Source organism: Providencia lanzhouensis, assembly GCF_050469745.1.
Taxonomy (GTDB): Bacteria; Pseudomonadota; Gammaproteobacteria; order Enterobacterales; family Enterobacteriaceae; genus Providencia; species Providencia lanzhouensis.
In genome coordinates this window covers 2,906,440-2,922,298 of record NZ_CP174123.1, presented here as the reverse complement: position 1 = coordinate 2,922,298, position 15,859 = coordinate 2,906,440, and the positions used below count along the sequence as shown (strand labels likewise).

Genomic DNA, 15,859 nt, shown 5'->3' with positions numbered 1-15,859 from the left:
CACAAAACTAAGAGGAATAAAAATATGCAATCGTTTGATGTGGTTATCGCCGGTGGTGGTATGGTTGGACTCGCACTGGCATGTGGACTCGAAGGCAGTGGTTTACGTGTGGCGGTCGTTGAAAACCATCCACCTAAAACGCCATTCTCTGCTAACGATCCCCATGCGCTACGCGTGTCGGCAATCAATGCCGCCAGTGAAAAATTATTGACTCATTTAGATGTATGGTCAGCAATCAAAGGGATGCGTGCTGCCGCCTATAGCGGGATGGAAGTGTGGGATAACCACAGTTTCGGTCGTATTGCTTTTTCTGCTAAAGACCAAAATCTCTCGCATTTAGGTCATATCGTTGAAAACAATGTGGTGCGCGATGCCTTATGGCAAAAAGCCAGCCAATTGCGTGATGTAACTTTACTGGCCCCTGCAACCATCAAGAAGGTGGTATGGGGAGAAAATGACGTTTTCATCACGTTAGATGATGAAAATATGCTGACGGCTCGCTTGATAGTCGGGGCTGACGGCGCAAATTCATGGCTGCGTAGTCATGCAGATATTCCGCTCACTTTCTGGGATTATGAACATACCGCACTGGTAGCAACTATTCGAACCGAACGTTCCCATGAAGGTATTGCTCGCCAGGCTTTTAATGGGGAAGGCATCCTCGCGTTCTTACCGCTAAGCGACCCGCACTTATGTTCGATTGTTTGGTCTCAGCCAAACTTAGCCGCTGCGCGTCGTCAAGATTTAGATAAGTTAGAATTTGAGAAAGAATTGACCGTTGCATTTGATGTTAATTTAGGTTTTTGCCAATTAGAAAGCGACCGTTTAACTATCCCATTAACCGGACGTTATGCGCGTCAGTTTGCGGCGCAGCGTTTAGCGCTACTCGGGGATGCGGCTCACACCATTCATCCTTTGGCGGGCCAAGGGGTGAATCTTGGTTTTATGGACGTCGCTATGCTGATTGGTGAAATCAGAAGGCTACATCGTGAAGGCAAAGATTTTGGTCAATATTTCTATTTGCGTGATTATGAACGTAGCCGCAAGCACAGCGCAGCGGTGATGTTAGCGGGAATGCAAGGTTTCCGTGAACTGTTTGATGGCAACAACCCTGCGAAGAAATTGCTGCGAGATATTGGTCTTGTTTTAGCTGACAGTTTACCGGGTGTTAAGCCTCAACTACTAAACCACGCGATGGGCTTATCGGATATGCCAAAATGGCTAAAGCAACTACCGACTAATAACGCTTAATTCCGCCTGAATTTTCTCTTCCAAATAACCTGAGTGTTTAATTTTAAATACTCAGGTTTTTTATTTCTCTTTCCATTTTGTTCGCAACTAGTCTTGCCTAGCAATAGCTGAGAAAAACTAATTTACTCATAATTTCGGATTAGTTTTTCTAATTTATGTGTTTTTCTGAATTTGTCCACATTTTTGGGTTAAGTCTCAATTACGATGATTTTTTGCGCACTAATAAGCCAAATATGAAGGGATTGAGTGATCGTTCTCAATTATTTAACAAAAACCACTGGTAATGTGAGGGCGCAATCAGTAATACAGAGAGTACATCACCCTATTTTTATTTATAGCATCCAATTTTGAATGTTAGCGGTTTTGAATCAAATCCGATGATTTGCGTTTTGATGAAACGGGGTTCACAGAAAAAAATTTATGCCGTTCATTACGCAATCACCCCATCAGACACAGTAATGTAAAGAGGGTATTCATGGTAAAGCAAACGACTCTATATGATGAGCATATAGCCTGCGGCGCAAAAATGGTGGATTTTCATGGCTGGATGATGCCACTGCACTATGGTTCACAAATCAACGAACATAATATTGTTCGAACTGATGCAGGAATGTTTGATGTTTCCCACATGACGATTGTTGACCTACATGGCGAAGGTTGCCGCGATTTTCTTCGTTATCTTCTCGCCAATGATATTGCTAAGCTCACCATCAAAGGTCGCGCACTGTATACAGGTATGCTGAATGCATCAGGTGGTGTGATTGATGACCTGATTGTTTATTACCTTGAAGATGATTTCTACCGCCTTGTGGTTAACTCTGCGACGCGAGACAAAGACATAGCATGGATTGAGCAGCACGCGAAAGATTATGCGGTCGCGATTACTGTACGTGATGATTTGGCATTAGTTGCCGTTCAAGGTCCGAAATCTCAAGAAAAAGTTCACACGTTGCTGACTGAAGAACAACGTGCTGCCATCAAAGATATGAAGCCTTTTTATGGTGTTCAAACTGGCGATCTGTTTATTGCGACCACAGGCTACACCGGTGAAAAAGGGTATGAAATTGCGATGCCGAAACAGCATATCGTGGATTTCTGGCATAAATTACTGAAGGCAGGCGTTCATCCAGCAGGTTTAGGCGCTCGTGATACTCTGCGTCTTGAAGCGGGTATGAATCTCTATGGGCAAGATATGGATGAGTCTATTTCTCCATTAGCGGCCAATATGGGGTGGACAATTGCTTGGGAGCCGCAAGACAGAAACTTTATTGGCCGTGAAGCGTTGGAAAAACAGCGAGCGAAAGGTACCGATAAGCTGGTGGGTATTGTGATGCGCGAAAAAGGCATTTTACGTGCTGAACAGGTTGTGCGCTTTACGGATGAATCAGGTAAATTGCATGAGGGAGTGATCACTAGTGGTTCATTCTCTCCAACGTTAGGTTTCAGTATCGCGCTAGCGCGTGTACCGGGTGACATTAAAAATCACGCCATCGTTGAAATTCGTCAGCGGGAAATGCCGGTTGAAGTGGTAAAACCAGGATTTGTCCGTGAAGGTAAGGCATTAGTGTAATTAGATATTTTCTAATACAAATTGATTTTAAAACGTTTTCTCAAAAACTTTTTCTCAAGAACATATGGTCAGAATCAAAAGAGAGGCTAGAAATGAGCAATGCACCTAAAGAATTAAGATATACCCGCGAACACGAATGGCTGCGTGATGAAGGAAACGGTGAGTTCACTGTGGGTATTACTGAACATGCGCAAGAAACTTTAGGCGACATGGTGTTTGTTGATTTACCCGATGTGGGTGATGTAGTGAGCGCAGGGGACGACTGTGCTGTCGTTGAATCTGTGAAAGCAGCATCCGATATTTATGCACCGATTAGTGGTGAAATTATTGCAGTTAACAGTGCACTCAGCGACTCTCCAGAGCTGGTGAACGAATCGCCATATCAAGAAGGCTGGATTTTCCGTATTAAGATGAGCGATGACTCTCAGTTAGCTGACCTTATCGATGCTCAAGGTTATCTGAGCATGATCGCTGCGGAAGAGTAATCCACAGCATCATGTTTCGCACTGTAGTGTGATCGCTTGCTACAGTGCGAAATATCAAGAACATAATGAATATTTTTAACCAAGGTTAGTTTGAACTAGTCTACTTATCTCGCAGTTTATCAATAGGTTTTATCATCGCTAGAGTCTTATAACCTACGCTACGCATAGCAAAAAGGATGGGAACACAGATATGTCGATGTCACTGAGTCAACTAGAAAACCGTTCAGAATTTATCTCGCGCCATATAGGGTCATCAGAACAACAAATAAAAACCATGTTAGGTACTGTTGGCGCGACTTCCCTCGATAATTTAATGGACAAAATTGTCCCGAAAGCCATTTTACTGCCTGAGCCACCAAGAGTCGGCGGTGGTGCAACTGAGCAAGAAGCGCTCGCAGAATTAAAAGGGATTGCTTCCCTAAATAAACGTTATAAAAGTTATATCGGCATGGGCTATGCCCCAGTGATCCTTCCTCCTGTTATCTTACGTAATTTGCTCGAAAACCCAGGCTGGTATACGGCTTATACCCCTTATCAGCCCGAAGTTTCCCAAGGTCGTCTTGAGTCACTGCTGAATTTCCAGCAATTAACGATTGATTTAACGGGCTTAGATTTAGCATCAGCTTCTTTGCTGGATGAAGCGACAGCGGCAGCAGAAGCCATGGCGATGGCAAAACGCATCAGTAAATTGAAAAATGCAGAACGCTTTTTCGTTGCGGATGACGTCCATCCTCAAACCCTTGATGTTGTGCGGACTCGTGCAGGCACATTTGGCTTTGAAGTGATTGTCGACAGTGCGGAAAAAGTGCTGGAACACGAAGGTGTGTTTGGTGCATTACTGCAACAAGTTGGCACCACAGGGAATATTCATGATTACAGCGAGTTATTTACCAAACTAAAAGCGAAGAATATTGTCAGCTGTGTGGCTGCCGATATGATGGCATTAGTGTTATTGACAGCACCTGCAAAACAAGGGGCTGACATTGTTTTCGGCTCAGCGCAGCGTTTTGGTGTACCAATGGGTTATGGTGGCCCTCATGCTGCATTCTTTGCGTGTAAAGATGAATTCAAACGTGCGATGCCGGGACGCATTATCGGGGTCTCTCGTGATGCTGCAGGTCATACTGCGCTACGTATGGCGATGCAAACTCGTGAACAGCATATCCGCCGTGAAAAAGCGAACTCCAACATTTGTACTTCCCAAGTTTTACTGGCCAATATTGCCGCGATGTATGCGGTGTATCATGGGCCTGAAGGCTTGAAAATGATTGCTCAGCGCATTCATCGCTTTAGCTCAATTTTTGCGAAAGCGCTTACAGAGTCAGGCATCGCTCTGCGCCATAAAACGTGGTTCGATACTCTGGCTATCGAAGTAGCAGACAAAGCGGCGGTTTTAGCGCGCGCTGAAAAAGCAAAAATAAACTTACGGACAGATATTCACGGTGCAGTGGGTGTTACGTTCAGTGAAATTACCACTCGCCAAGATCTCAACGAACTGTTCTTTGTGATCACGGGTACTGACCAAAAACTGGATTTCGAAAAATTAGATAAGCAAGTTTCGGAAAGTGAAAGTGCAATTCCAGCAGCCATGTTGCGTGATGACGTGATTTTATCCCATCCAAATTTCCATCGTTATCATAGCGAAACGGAAATGATGCGCTACATGCACAGCTTAGAGCGTAAGGATTTAGCGTTGAACCAAGCGATGATCCCATTAGGTTCTTGCACTATGAAACTTAACGCTGCTGCGGAAATGCTGCCAATTACGTGGCCTGAATTTGGTGAGTTACACCCGTTCTGTCCACCGGAGCAGGCGCAAGGTTATCATCAAATGATTGAGCAGCTTTCCCACTGGCTAGTGCAATTGACGGGATATGATGCTGTCTGTATGCAGCCTAACTCAGGGGCTCAAGGGGAATATGCGGGTCTGTTAGCAATCCGTCGTTACCATGAAAGCCGCAATGAAGGCGCACGTAATATTTGTTTGATCCCAGCCTCTGCTCACGGAACTAACCCAGCCTCTGCTCACATGGCGGGTATGGAAGTGGTGGTGGTACGCTGTGATGATGAAGGTAACATTGACCTTGCTGACCTGCGAGAAAAAGCGCAGGAGCACAGTACAGCGCTCTCATGCGTGATGGTGACTTACCCGTCAACTCACGGTGTGTATGAAGAGAGCATTCGCGAAGTGTGTGAAATTATCCACCAATATGGCGGGCAAGTTTACTTAGATGGCGCGAATATGAACGCACAAGTGGGGCTGACAACACCGGGCTTTATCGGCGCGGATGTGTCTCACTTGAACTTACATAAAACCTTCTGTATTCCTCATGGCGGTGGCGGCCCAGGTATGGGACCTATCGGTGTGAAGAAACATTTAGCACCGTTTGTACCAGGGCACTCTGTCGTCACTCAAGAAATGCTAACCGAACAAGGTGCGGTTTCTGCTGCGCCATTTGGTAGCGCTTCTATTCTGCCAATTAGCTGGATGTATATCCGAATGATGGGCTCTCATGGGCTGAGAAAAGCCAGCCAAGTGGCAATCTTAAACGCGAACTATATTGCGAAGCGTTTAGCGAGTCGCTATGAGATCCTCTATACCGGACAAGAAGGTTATGTAGCTCATGAATGTATCGTGGATCTGCGTCCAATCAAGAAAGATACAGGCATCAGTGAGCTGGATATTGCTAAGCGCTTGATTGACTATGGTTTCCATGCGCCAACCATGTCATTCCCAGTGGCAGGTACGTTGATGATCGAACCTACTGAGTCAGAAAGTATTGTGGAAATCGATCGCTTTATCGATGCAATGCTGGCTATCCGCGATGAGATTGACCAAGTGGTTCAAGGTAAATGGCCGCTGGAAGATAACCCGTTAGTCAATGCGCCACACGTTCAAACTGAGTTGGCGGAAGAGTGGGATCATGGTTATAGCCGTGAATTGGCGGTATTCCCATCTCACGCAACACGAGTGAATAAGTACTGGCCAGCGGTAAAACGCCTTGATGATGTTTATGGCGACCGCCATTTACATTGCTCTTGTGTGCCTATCGATGAGTATATGTAATTAATTTTCTAGCTTTTTAATACGAAAACGCCAGATATTTATCTGGCGTTTTTTGTTTTATTTTTTTACTACAGCAGCCAGCCTTTTTGGTGGGCTTGCTCTAATTGCTGTTTAAGCTGCAACCAAAATTCAGGGAGGATCTCCTGAATATAGTCACATTTACTGACGACCTGCTCATGACGAATATGGTTTTCAACCCAGCTTTGACCCTGATTATGCAAGTTCAATAACATCGGCATAGCTCTATCAATGGCATTGGCATATTTCGATTCCAATGTCTCGACGGCATCATACTCATTCCATAATGCTAAGAACTCAGCGTTTTGCGGACTTGGCAGTAGATTAAACAGGCGGTTAGCTGCTTTGACCTCGTCATCATGAATGGCTTCACGAGCGGCATTATCAAACACCAAAACGTCACCTGCATCGATTTCAACGATATCATGAACGAGCGCAAGTTTAATAGCGCGTTCGAGGTTAACACCTGGCACATAAGGAGCAAAAGCCATCGCAGCAACCGCAAATTGCCAGCTATGTTCGGCGGTGTTTTCGTGTCTTTCGCGGTTTAATAACTTATTTTTGCGATAAACGCTTTTCAGTTTATCGAGCTCCATCAAAAATTGGACGACTTCAGTAAAAGCCCCAAAATTCAAAACGTCGAGTGGCTTATTACTTATTGCAGATGACATAAAAACCCCAATTATTTATCTTCTTCTAATGAATAAGGCAGTGGTGCAATGGTCAGGCGACTTTGCTCGTCACCCATAACGCGAAACACGCTATCAGCTTCCATATCGTTGTTCATGATGATTTGGATGCTGAGTTCTCCATTCCCTAAACGCACGGTGGCAAGTACTGTTCCGGTGCGGCGCCAGTTTTCACCCAGTTGCCACTCAACACCATCTCCGATAGTTGGAAGTGAGGAGCCTGTGCCCGTTAGCCAATACATAGCGCGTTTATTGGCACCACGGAACTTGGCGCGAGCGACCATTTCTTGCCCGGTATAGCAGCCTTTTTTAAAGCTAATTCCGTAAGGGATGGCTTGTAAATTTGCAGCTTGTGGCAGATGTTGGGCACTGTTTTCTTGGTCGATAACGGCAAAGCCCGCCGCAATTTCTAATGCTAACCATTGTTGGTCAGAAACCAATGTCGCATTTAAGGTCTCGGTGATGTTTTGAGCAGTCGTTTCGTCTGTAATAATTAAAAATCGCTCTGCGGGAAGGTCAAAATGTAGAAGGGTACTGTTGCCTTCTGCGATGACTTGGTTTTGGGTATCGGGTAGTGTGGCGAACACAGATGAAAGCGCTTCTCGTGCGCCTTGGCCTGCCACACCCAGTAATTTCAGTTCTGGTTTCTTTTCAAAAGTGACTTTAGAGAAAACAGCGTATTTTTTTAACTCTGCGAGTTGGGCATCAGCAACACTGCGTCTTTCAATATAAGAATAACCGGCTAAGTGATGGAATAAACGTAGGTCACTCCACATTTTTCCTTTTGGATCGCAATGAGCGGTTAGTGTATGTGCATGCTCAAGTGTGCTGATATCGGCGGTGACTTGTCCTTGCAGATATTTTTCTGCATCAGCGCCGTGTAGGTGGATAAGTTCCCAGTTTTCCAGTGAAATCAAAACAAGGGGTAAAGACTGAGAATCGAGGGGAAACTGTTGTGCGTTGTCTACATGGGAAGTCATGATTTCACCTGTTGTTCTTTATTTGATAATGGTGCTTAATGGTAAAATAGCTAGGTCACATTGCAAGCCTCAAACCGAACTAAAGTGCCATTAACCTATTATTCAGCATAAGAGGGTAAATAGTTTGTAGAAAAACGGTATTTTACAACCTAAAATGTGAACTATGTAGAGTGTGACATGTTTTATTGACAGATTATCTGATAGAGTATTTAAAATAATCAATCTTATCAGTCAACTGCAACAAAAGGTCGTAGTGAAATGGATAATGGAATGCCTAGCGGGCAAAGTCAAATCGATATCAATAACAAGGCGCGAATTCATTGGGCGTGCAGGAGAGGCATGCGTGAGCTTGATATTTCTATCATGCCATTTTTTGAATATGAATATGACGAGCTAACAGACCACGATAAGCGTGTTTTTGTGCGCCTGCTCGAATGTCCAGACCCAGATTTGTTCAATTGGTTGATGAATCACGGGCGTCCGGAGGACGAAGAACTGTTCTCTATGATTAAACTCATTCAAGAAAGAAATAAAAATCGTGGTCCTGTGGAAATCTAATCTTTCCATTTCATGGAAAACTCAGCTTTTTTCCACCTGTCTTCATGGGGTAACGGGCATTATTTTGCTTGTTGCACCATGGGCTCCAGGTAATTCAATGATTTGGCTGCCATTATTAGTGGTGTTGGTAGCTAGTTGGGCAAAAAGCCAAAAAAATATCGCTAAAGTCAAAGGTGTGGCTGTATTGGTGAATGGCAACAAGCTTCAATGGAAAAAGAATGAGTGGGAAATTATCAAAGCGCCATGGTGTAGCCGTTTTGGTATTTTATTAACGCTTAATGCGTTGCAAGGTAAGCCTCAGAAGCTTCGCTTGTGGATTGCAAAGGATTCTGTTTCCGAAGAGAATTGGCGCAATCTCAATCAATTACTACTGCAATACCCTGATATTTGATATTGCAGTTAGTTGTCTTTGGCGCTTAAAGAGCAGCTTCAATTTCTTGTAGGATCTGCTCACACCATTGTGCGACTCGCTCATCGGTTTGTTCAAACTGGTTCACATCATCTAATGCAAGACCCACAAACATCTCACCATCTTCCGTGAGCGGTTTCGGGCTTTCAAATTCATAACCTTCAGTCGGCCAAAAGCCAATAAACTGTGCGCCAGTCGGTTTAAGCTGGTGATAGAGCATGCCAAGTGCATCTAAAAACCATTCGCTATAGTCAACTTGGTCACCCATGCCATACATTGCGACCATTTTATCCGCAAGGTTAAGTTTGGGAAGCGCTTCCCAAATTTCTAGCCAATCTTCCTGAATTTCACCGAAATCCCACGTAGGGATACCCAAAATAAGAGCATCGTACTGTTCCATTAATTCTGGCGGTGTATCTTTGACGTTATGGAGGGTAATGAAATCATCACCAAGAATGTCACGTATTTTTTCTGCGACCATTTCGGTGTAGCAGGTACTTGAACCGTAAAAAAGACCTATTTTCATATATATTATTACTATATCCAGCGCTGGTTTTTATCACGAGGGACGTATTGTAACAGATGGTGCTACAATCAGGCATAATAGATTGCACTGTAATAATAAAGAGGCATAGGATCTGGCGTGGAAAGTAAACAACTGAATCCGTTAATTGAACAGTTTCTTGATACAATTTGGTTGGAGCAAGATCTTGCTGAAAACACTTTGGCATCTTATCGTAATGACCTCCAATCGTTAGATAGATGGCTGGATGCACAGCAATTGCATTTGGAAAGTGTTCAGTCGATTGATTTACAATCTTTTCTCGCGGAACGTATTGATGGCGGATACAAAGCTGCAAGTTCTGCGCGTTTATTAAGTTCGATTCGCCGGTTATTTCAATATTTTTATCGCGAAAAGATAAGAGCGGATGATCCTTCCGCGGTAATCGCAGCACCAAAAATTCCGCAGCGATTACCCAAAGATCTCAGTGAAAAACAAGTTGAAGATTTGCTTAATGCACCTGCGACTGAAGACTCGCTCGAGTTACGGGACAAAGCCATGTTGGAAGTATTGTATGCTTGTGGCTTACGGGTTTCTGAGCTGACAGGGCTGACATTTTCGGATATCAGCTTGCGTCAAGGCGTCGTTCGGGTCGTTGGTAAAGGTGATAAAGAGCGTTTGATCCCTCTGGGAGAAGAGGCGATTTACTGGCTGGAAAAATATATAGCGCAAGGGCGCCCAGATTTACTGAATGGGAAAACTAGCGATGTTTTATTTCCAAGCAAACGTGGTACAAAGATGACCCGCCAGACATTTTGGCACCGAATAAAATATTATGCCGTACTTGCTAATATTGATGGGGATGCGTTATCTCCTCACGTATTAAGGCATGCATTTGCAACCCATTTATTGAATCACGGCGCGGACTTACGCGTTGTACAAATGTTGTTAGGTCATAGCGACCTATCCACAACCCAAATTTACACACATGTCGCTACTGAGCGGCTACGTGCTTTACATGAGCAGCATCATCCGAGAGGGTGATGGGTGAAAGGATAAATATGAAACGCAAACTACTTGTTTTAGCCGCCTGTATCGCGTCATTAACGGCATCGGTTTATGGCGCAACGGAAGAAAAACTGATTATCGAAAAACTGGCACATTATAATATGCAAGTGGAATCCATTAAGCCTTCCCCAATTGTGGGATTAAATACGGTGGAAACGGATAATGGCGTAATTTATGTGACGGACGATGGTAAATACCTGTTACAAGGCCCAATTTATGATCTCAGCGGAAAAGTTCCGGTGAACATCAGTAACCAGCCTTTGTTGAAGAAGATGGAAGCGTTGAAAAACGAGATGATCATCTTCAAAGCACCCAATGAAAAATATGCGATAACGGTCTTTACTGATATTAGCTGTGGTTACTGTAAGAAATTACACGAAACAGTGGGTGAGTTAAACAGCAAAGGGGTGACTGTGCGCTACTTAGCCTTCCCGCGTCAAGGGATGAAGAGCGACACAGCAAAACAGATGGCATCAATCTGGTGTAATGCATTACCAAAAGATGCGTTGACTAAAGCGTTCAAAGGTGACGAAGTTGCCATGATTGATGACTGTAAAATCGATTTAGGCAATCATTTGAAATTAGGTCAATTATTTAAAGTTACAGGAACGCCTGCCATTATTTTACCAAGCGGACAAGTACTCCCTGGCTTTTTAAAACCTGACGAATTACTCCAAATACTTGAACAGAAATAATCATCATTGTGAATGTCGAAACTTTTTTACGTCAACGAGAATTAACAGGTAATGCCGCGGCATTACCTAATGTTCCTGAACTTTTGCAGCGCATTTATGCCTCTAGAGGGATAACTTCTCTCGCTCAATTGGAGCGTAAAGCGTCTAATTTGCTTGATTACCGTTCGCTATCAGGGGTTGAAAATGCACTAACGCTGCTCTATTTGGCGCTGGTGGAGCACCAAAAAATCACTATTGTTGGGGATTTTGATGCTGATGGTGCAACGAGTACAGCATTAGCTATCCGTGCGCTTAAAGCGATGGGGTATAGGAATTTAAACTATATCGTTCCAAACCGTTTTGAAAATGGCTACGGTTTAACGCCATTGGTGGTGGACGAAGCCTATAAGCAGGGAACGGATCTGATTATTACGGTAGATAACGGTATCTCTTCTCATGATGGCGTGGTGACTGCTCACGAGTATGGGATGAAGGTAATTATTACCGACCACCATTTACCGGGAGAAACGCTACCGACGGCGGATGCTATCATCAATCCGAATCTTAATGATTGCCAATTTGCATCGAAATCACTGGCTGGTGTTGGGGTAACGTTTTATTTAATGTCAGCGTTAAGAGCCCATTTACGCCAACAGCAGTGGTTTGAAAAGCAAGGGATCAGCGAGCCTAATTTAGCGGAATACCTTGATTTAGTCGCGCTGGGTACCGTAGCAGACGTGGTGCCATTGGATACGAACAACCGCATTCTGGTACATCAAGGGTTGAATCGAGTGAGAGCAGGGCGCTGCTGTGCTGGGATCAAAGCGTTAATTGAGGTATCTAAGCGAGATGCCTCTCGTCTGGTCGCGAATGATTTTGGCTTTGCGCTGGGACCAAGACTTAATGCGGCTGGTCGGCTGGATGATATGTCTGTCAGTATTGAATTACTGTTGACGGATGATATGGCACATGCACGCCAGCTAGCCAATGAGTTAGATGGTTTAAATCAGACCCGCCGTGAAATTGAAGCGGGTATGCAGCAAGAAGCATTGGTGCTATTTAACAAAATCGAATACAGCGAAAATCAGTTACCGAATGGTTTAGCGCTATATCATCCCGAATGGCATCAAGGGGTGGTTGGGATTTTAGCTTCACGAATTAAAGAGCAATTCCATCGCCCCGTTATTGCGTTCGCGCCTGCCGGAGATGGGTTATTAAAAGGCTCTGGTCGTTCAGTGCAGGGCGTTCATATGCGCGATGCATTAGAGCGATTAAATACGCTGCAACCGGGGTTAATGCAAAAGTTTGGTGGACACGCCATGGCTGCGGGTCTGTCGCTTGAAGAGAGCAAATTTGACGCATTCAAATACCATTTCGAAATGCTGATGGGAGAACTTATTCAACCTGAGCAATTATCGGGCGTTATTTGGAGTGACGGCGAATTATTGCGTAATCAACTGTCATTAGAGACGGCGGAATTACTTCGCGAAAGCGGTCCGTGGGGGCAGTCTTTTCCTGAACCTGTATTTGATGGGCATTTCCAGTTATTGCAACAAAAGTTGGTGGGCGAGAAACATTTAAAATTGATGTTAGAACCCGTGAATGGAGGGCCGATGTTGGATGGCATTATGTTCAATATTGATGTCCGTAGATGGCCAGATAATAGCGTCAAAAAAGCGAAAATCGCGTTTAAGTTAGATGTGAACGAGTTTCGCGGAAATAAAAATGTGCAATTGATGATTGAACACATTTGGCCCGATTAAAACCACGGTAAAAGTTCGTTCAGAAATAGAGGATTGATGCCCTATAAACCTGACAGGAATTCCGTTATACTAAACGGTTCGTGAATGAAAATATTTATCTTTATTGATCAACTATAAGATAGTGAAAATGACGTTTGAAATAAACCCAGTAAAAAGCAAAATTCAGGACCTGTCTGAACGGACAACGGTTCTGAGGGGGTATCTTTGACTATGATGCCAAGAAAGAACGCTTAGAAGAAGTGAATGCAGAACTTGAGCAGCCGGATGTCTGGAATGAACCAGAACGCGCTCAAGCACTTGGCAAAGAACGCTCTTCCCTTGAGGCGATTGTTGAGACAATTGACCAACTGACCCAAGGTATTGAAGACGTAGAAGGTTTATTGGAATTGGCGGTAGAAGCTGATGATGAAGAAACGTTCAACGAAGCGGGCGCTGAGTTAGAAGCACTGCAAGGCAAGTTAGAGCAACTTGAATTCCGCCGAATGTTCTCCGGTGAATATGACAGCGCTGACTGCTATATCGACTTACAAGCAGGTTCTGGCGGTACAGAAGCGCAAGATTGGGCAAGTATGCTCATGCGTATGTATCTGCGTTGGGCTGAGTCAAAAGGCTTCAAAACAGAAATTATCGAAGAGTCAGATGGTGATGTGGCGGGTTTAAAATCTGCAACAATTAAAATCATCGGTGATTATGCCTATGGCTGGTTAAGAACAGAAACGGGTGTTCACCGTTTAGTGCGCAAAAGCCCATTTGACTCCGGCGGTCGTCGTCATACTTCATTTAGTTCAGCGTTTATCTATCCTGAAGTTGATGATGATATTGATATCGAAATTAACCCTGCTGATTTACGTATCGACGTATACCGAGCCTCGGGTGCCGGTGGTCAGCACGTTAACAAAACTGAGTCTGCGGTGCGTATCACCCATATACCGACCAACATTGTGACTCAGTGCCAGAACGACCGTTCACAGCATAAAAACAAAGATCAAGCCATGCGCCAGTTAAAAGCGAAATTATACGAACTGGAAATGCAGAAGAAGAACGCAGATAAGCAAGCGATGGAAGAGAATAAATCGGACATTGGCTGGGGAAGCCAAATTCGTTCTTACGTCCTTGATGATGCACGCATTAAAGACTTACGTACTGGTGTGGAAACGCGTAACACGCAAGCCGTGCTGGATGGTGATTTGGATAAATTCATTGAAGCTAGTTTAAAAGCTGGCCTGTGAGGAAAAAATGTCTCAAGAGCAACAGGGTGCAGAACAAGCTCCCGATTTAAATAACGAACTCAAAGCCCGTAAAGAAAAACTGGTTGCGCTGCGCGAACAGGGTATTCCATTCCCAAATGATTTTCGTCGTGAAAATGTCTCTGATAAGCTTCACGCTGAATTTGGTGAAAAATCTGCAGAAGAGCTGGAAGACCTGAACATTGAAGTGACTATTGCGGGTCGTATGATGACTCGTCGTATCATGGGTAAAGCGTCATTTGCAACATTACAAGATGTTGGTGGCCGTATTCAGATCTACGTCTCACGCGATGATCTGCCAGAAGGTATCTACAACGAACAGTTCAAAAAATGGGACTTAGGTGACATTTTAGGTGCTAAAGGTCGTTTATTTAAAACTAAAACTGGCGAATTGACCGTTCACTGTCATGAAGTTCGTTTGCTGACTAAAGCTCTGCGTCCATTACCAGATAAATTCCACGGTTTATCAGACCAAGAGACACGTTACCGTCAACGTTACCTTGACCTGATTGCTAACGATGAATCTCGTAACACTTTCATCATCCGTTCTAAGATCTTAGCGGAAGTTCGTAACTTCATGGTCGAACATGGATTTATGGAAGTAGAAACTCCGATGATGCAAGTTATTCCGGGTGGTGCTTCTGCACGTCCATTTGTGACTCACCATAATGCATTAGATATTGATATGTATCTGCGTATTGCGCCGGAACTGTATCTGAAGCGTTTAGTTGTCGGTGGTTTTGAACGCGTATTCGAAATCAACCGTAACTTCCGTAACGAAGGTTTATCTCCTCGTCATAACCCAGAATTCACGATGATGGAACTGTATATGGCGTATGCCGATTACCGTGACCTGATTGTGCTGACTGAAGACTTATTCCGTATTTTAACGCAGAAAGTATTAGGTAATACCGTTGTTAAATATGGTGAACAAGAGTTCGATTTTGGTAAACCATTTACCAAAATGACGATGAAAGAAGCTATCTGCAAATACCGTCCAGAAACTAACGTTGCTGACCTGGATGATATGGATAAAGCGGTTGCGATCGCGCAGTCTATCGGAATCAAGATTGAGAAGAGCTGGGGTTTAGGTCGTGTTCAGTGCGAAATCTTTGAAGAAGTTGCTGAAAGCCACTTAATTCAACCAACCTTTATTACAGAATATCCGGCTGAAGTTTCTCCATTAGCGCGCCGTAATGATGATAACCCATTCATTACTGATCGCTTCGAATTCTTCATTGGTGGTCGTGAAATTGGTAACGGTTTCTCTGAGTTAAATGACGCAGAAGACCAAGCAGAACGTTTTGCTGAACAAGTTCGTCAGAAAGACGAAGGTGATGATGAAGCGATGTTCTACGACGAAGATTACGTGACCGCATTAGAGCACGGGTTACCACCAACAGCAGGTTTAGGTATTGGTATTGACCGTATGGTCATGCTATTTACTAATAGCCATACTATTCGTGATGTAATCCTATTCCCTGCATTACGTCCTAGCAAAGCTTAAGTTTTGTTTTTCATGCCCAGTTAATAACTGGGCATGAATCTTCTCAATTAATCATGGCATTTTTATTTAAT

General features: G+C 44.0%; 14 protein-coding genes. 11 read left to right on the top strand and 3 right to left on the bottom strand.

The window, feature by feature from the left end; all coding sequences use genetic code 11:
- Nucleotides 1-24 precede the first annotated feature (24 nt).
- From ubiI to gcvP, 4 genes are all read left to right on the top strand, one after another.
- Nucleotides 25-1,251, top strand: coding sequence for an FAD-dependent 2-octaprenylphenol hydroxylase (ubiI, locus tag ACIH2S_RS13870; RefSeq protein WP_108478269.1), 1,227 nt, complete (start codon nucleotides 25-27; stop codon nucleotides 1,249-1,251).
- Nucleotides 1,252-1,726: 475 nt separating this feature from the next.
- Complete coding sequence (gene gcvT / locus ACIH2S_RS13865) at nucleotides 1,727-2,821, top strand: glycine cleavage system aminomethyltransferase GcvT (protein WP_036951142.1); 1,095 nt, start codon at nucleotides 1,727-1,729, stop codon at nucleotides 2,819-2,821.
- Nucleotides 2,822-2,913: 92 nt separating this feature from the next.
- Complete coding sequence (gcvH, locus tag ACIH2S_RS13860; RefSeq protein WP_036951141.1) at nucleotides 2,914-3,306, top strand: glycine cleavage system protein GcvH; 393 nt, start codon at nucleotides 2,914-2,916, stop codon at nucleotides 3,304-3,306.
- A 190-nt stretch (nucleotides 3,307-3,496) separates the two neighbouring features.
- Nucleotides 3,497-6,373, top strand: a complete 2,877-nt coding sequence (gene gcvP, locus ACIH2S_RS13855; RefSeq protein WP_430247609.1) for an aminomethyl-transferring glycine dehydrogenase — start codon at nucleotides 3,497-3,499, stop codon at nucleotides 6,371-6,373.
- Nucleotides 6,374-6,441: 68 nt separating this feature from the next.
- Here gcvP and ACIH2S_RS13850 read toward each other — a convergent pair whose 3' ends face one another.
- Both ACIH2S_RS13850 and ygfZ read right to left on the bottom strand, forming a co-directional pair.
- Nucleotides 6,442-7,062 (bottom strand): HD domain-containing protein, encoded by a 621-nt coding sequence (locus tag ACIH2S_RS13850; protein ID WP_036951137.1) that lies wholly within the window; start codon nucleotides 7,060-7,062, stop codon nucleotides 6,442-6,444.
- Nucleotides 7,063-7,073: 11 nt separating this feature from the next.
- Nucleotides 7,074-8,060, bottom strand: coding sequence for a tRNA-modifying protein YgfZ (gene ygfZ, locus ACIH2S_RS13845; RefSeq protein WP_108478267.1), 987 nt, complete (start codon nucleotides 8,058-8,060; stop codon nucleotides 7,074-7,076).
- A gap of 291 nt (nucleotides 8,061-8,351) precedes the next feature.
- On the opposite strand from ygfZ, the gene sdhE reads away from it, so the two are divergent.
- The gene (sdhE, locus tag ACIH2S_RS13840) at nucleotides 8,352-8,618 is read left to right on the top strand and encodes an FAD assembly factor SdhE (RefSeq protein ID WP_036951240.1); all 267 of its coding nucleotides are present in this window, start codon (nucleotides 8,352-8,354) and stop codon (nucleotides 8,616-8,618) included.
- The gene (locus tag ACIH2S_RS13835; protein ID WP_036951135.1) at nucleotides 8,599-9,009 is read left to right on the top strand and encodes a protein YgfX; all 411 of its coding nucleotides are present in this window, start codon (nucleotides 8,599-8,601) and stop codon (nucleotides 9,007-9,009) included. Before sdhE ends, ACIH2S_RS13835 begins: the two co-directional genes overlap by 20 nt.
- 25 nt (nucleotides 9,010-9,034) lie before the next feature.
- Here ACIH2S_RS13835 and fldB read toward each other — a convergent pair whose 3' ends face one another.
- Nucleotides 9,035-9,553 carry a flavodoxin FldB gene (fldB, locus tag ACIH2S_RS13830; protein WP_036951134.1) on the bottom strand — a complete coding sequence of 173 codons (519 nt, stop codon included), beginning with the start codon at nucleotides 9,551-9,553 and terminating at the stop codon, nucleotides 9,035-9,037.
- 117 nt (nucleotides 9,554-9,670) lie between these two features.
- Here fldB and xerD point away from each other — a divergent pair, with 117 nt between their 5' ends.
- From xerD to lysS, 5 genes are all read left to right on the top strand, one after another.
- Entirely contained in the window at nucleotides 9,671-10,573 is a 903-nt protein-coding gene (xerD, locus tag ACIH2S_RS13825; RefSeq protein ID WP_036951132.1) for a site-specific tyrosine recombinase XerD, read from the top strand.
- Between the two features lie 17 nt (nucleotides 10,574-10,590).
- Nucleotides 10,591-11,292, top strand: coding sequence for a bifunctional protein-disulfide isomerase/oxidoreductase DsbC (gene dsbC / locus ACIH2S_RS13820; RefSeq protein ID WP_036951131.1), 702 nt, complete (start codon nucleotides 10,591-10,593; stop codon nucleotides 11,290-11,292).
- A gap of 8 nt (nucleotides 11,293-11,300) precedes the next feature.
- The gene (gene recJ / locus ACIH2S_RS13815) at nucleotides 11,301-13,034 is read left to right on the top strand and encodes a single-stranded-DNA-specific exonuclease RecJ (protein WP_036951130.1); all 1,734 of its coding nucleotides are present in this window, start codon (nucleotides 11,301-11,303) and stop codon (nucleotides 13,032-13,034) included.
- Between the two features lie 127 nt (nucleotides 13,035-13,161).
- Nucleotides 13,162-14,263 (top strand): peptide chain release factor 2 gene (gene prfB / locus ACIH2S_RS13810; protein ID WP_108478266.1). Its coding sequence is split into 2 segments (ribosomal slippage): nucleotides 13,162-13,239 and nucleotides 13,241-14,263, totalling 1,101 coding nucleotides; the frame shifts between segments, so codons are not numbered across the junction.
- Between the two features lie 7 nt (nucleotides 14,264-14,270).
- Nucleotides 14,271-15,788, top strand: coding sequence for a lysine--tRNA ligase (lysS, locus tag ACIH2S_RS13805; protein ID WP_036951129.1), 1,518 nt, complete (start codon nucleotides 14,271-14,273; stop codon nucleotides 15,786-15,788).
- The last annotated feature ends 71 nt before the right edge of the window (nucleotides 15,789-15,859 follow it).

What these genes read in the sequence shown, in the direction of transcription:
- ubiI (WP_108478269.1), top strand. Translation starts at nt 25, where the DNA reads ATGCAATCGTTTGATGTGGTTATCGCCGGTGGTGGTATGGTTGGACTC.
- gcvT (WP_036951142.1), top strand. Translation starts at nt 1,727, where the DNA reads ATGGTAAAGCAAACGACTCTATATGATGAGCATATAGCCTGCGGCGCA.
- gcvH (WP_036951141.1), top strand. Translation starts at nt 2,914, where the DNA reads ATGAGCAATGCACCTAAAGAATTAAGATATACCCGCGAACACGAATGG.
- gcvP (WP_430247609.1), top strand. Translation starts at nt 3,497, where the DNA reads ATGTCGATGTCACTGAGTCAACTAGAAAACCGTTCAGAATTTATCTCG.
- ACIH2S_RS13850 (WP_036951137.1), bottom strand. Translation starts at nt 7,062, where the DNA reads ATGTCATCTGCAATAAGTAATAAGCCACTCGACGTTTTGAATTTTGGG.
- ygfZ (WP_108478267.1), bottom strand. Translation starts at nt 8,060, where the DNA reads ATGACTTCCCATGTAGACAACGCACAACAGTTTCCCCTCGATTCTCAG.
- fldB (WP_036951134.1), bottom strand. Translation starts at nt 9,553, where the DNA reads ATGAAAATAGGTCTTTTTTACGGTTCAAGTACCTGCTACACCGAAATG.
- dsbC (WP_036951131.1), top strand. Translation starts at nt 10,591, where the DNA reads ATGAAACGCAAACTACTTGTTTTAGCCGCCTGTATCGCGTCATTAACG.
- lysS (WP_036951129.1), top strand. Translation starts at nt 14,271, where the DNA reads ATGTCTCAAGAGCAACAGGGTGCAGAACAAGCTCCCGATTTAAATAAC.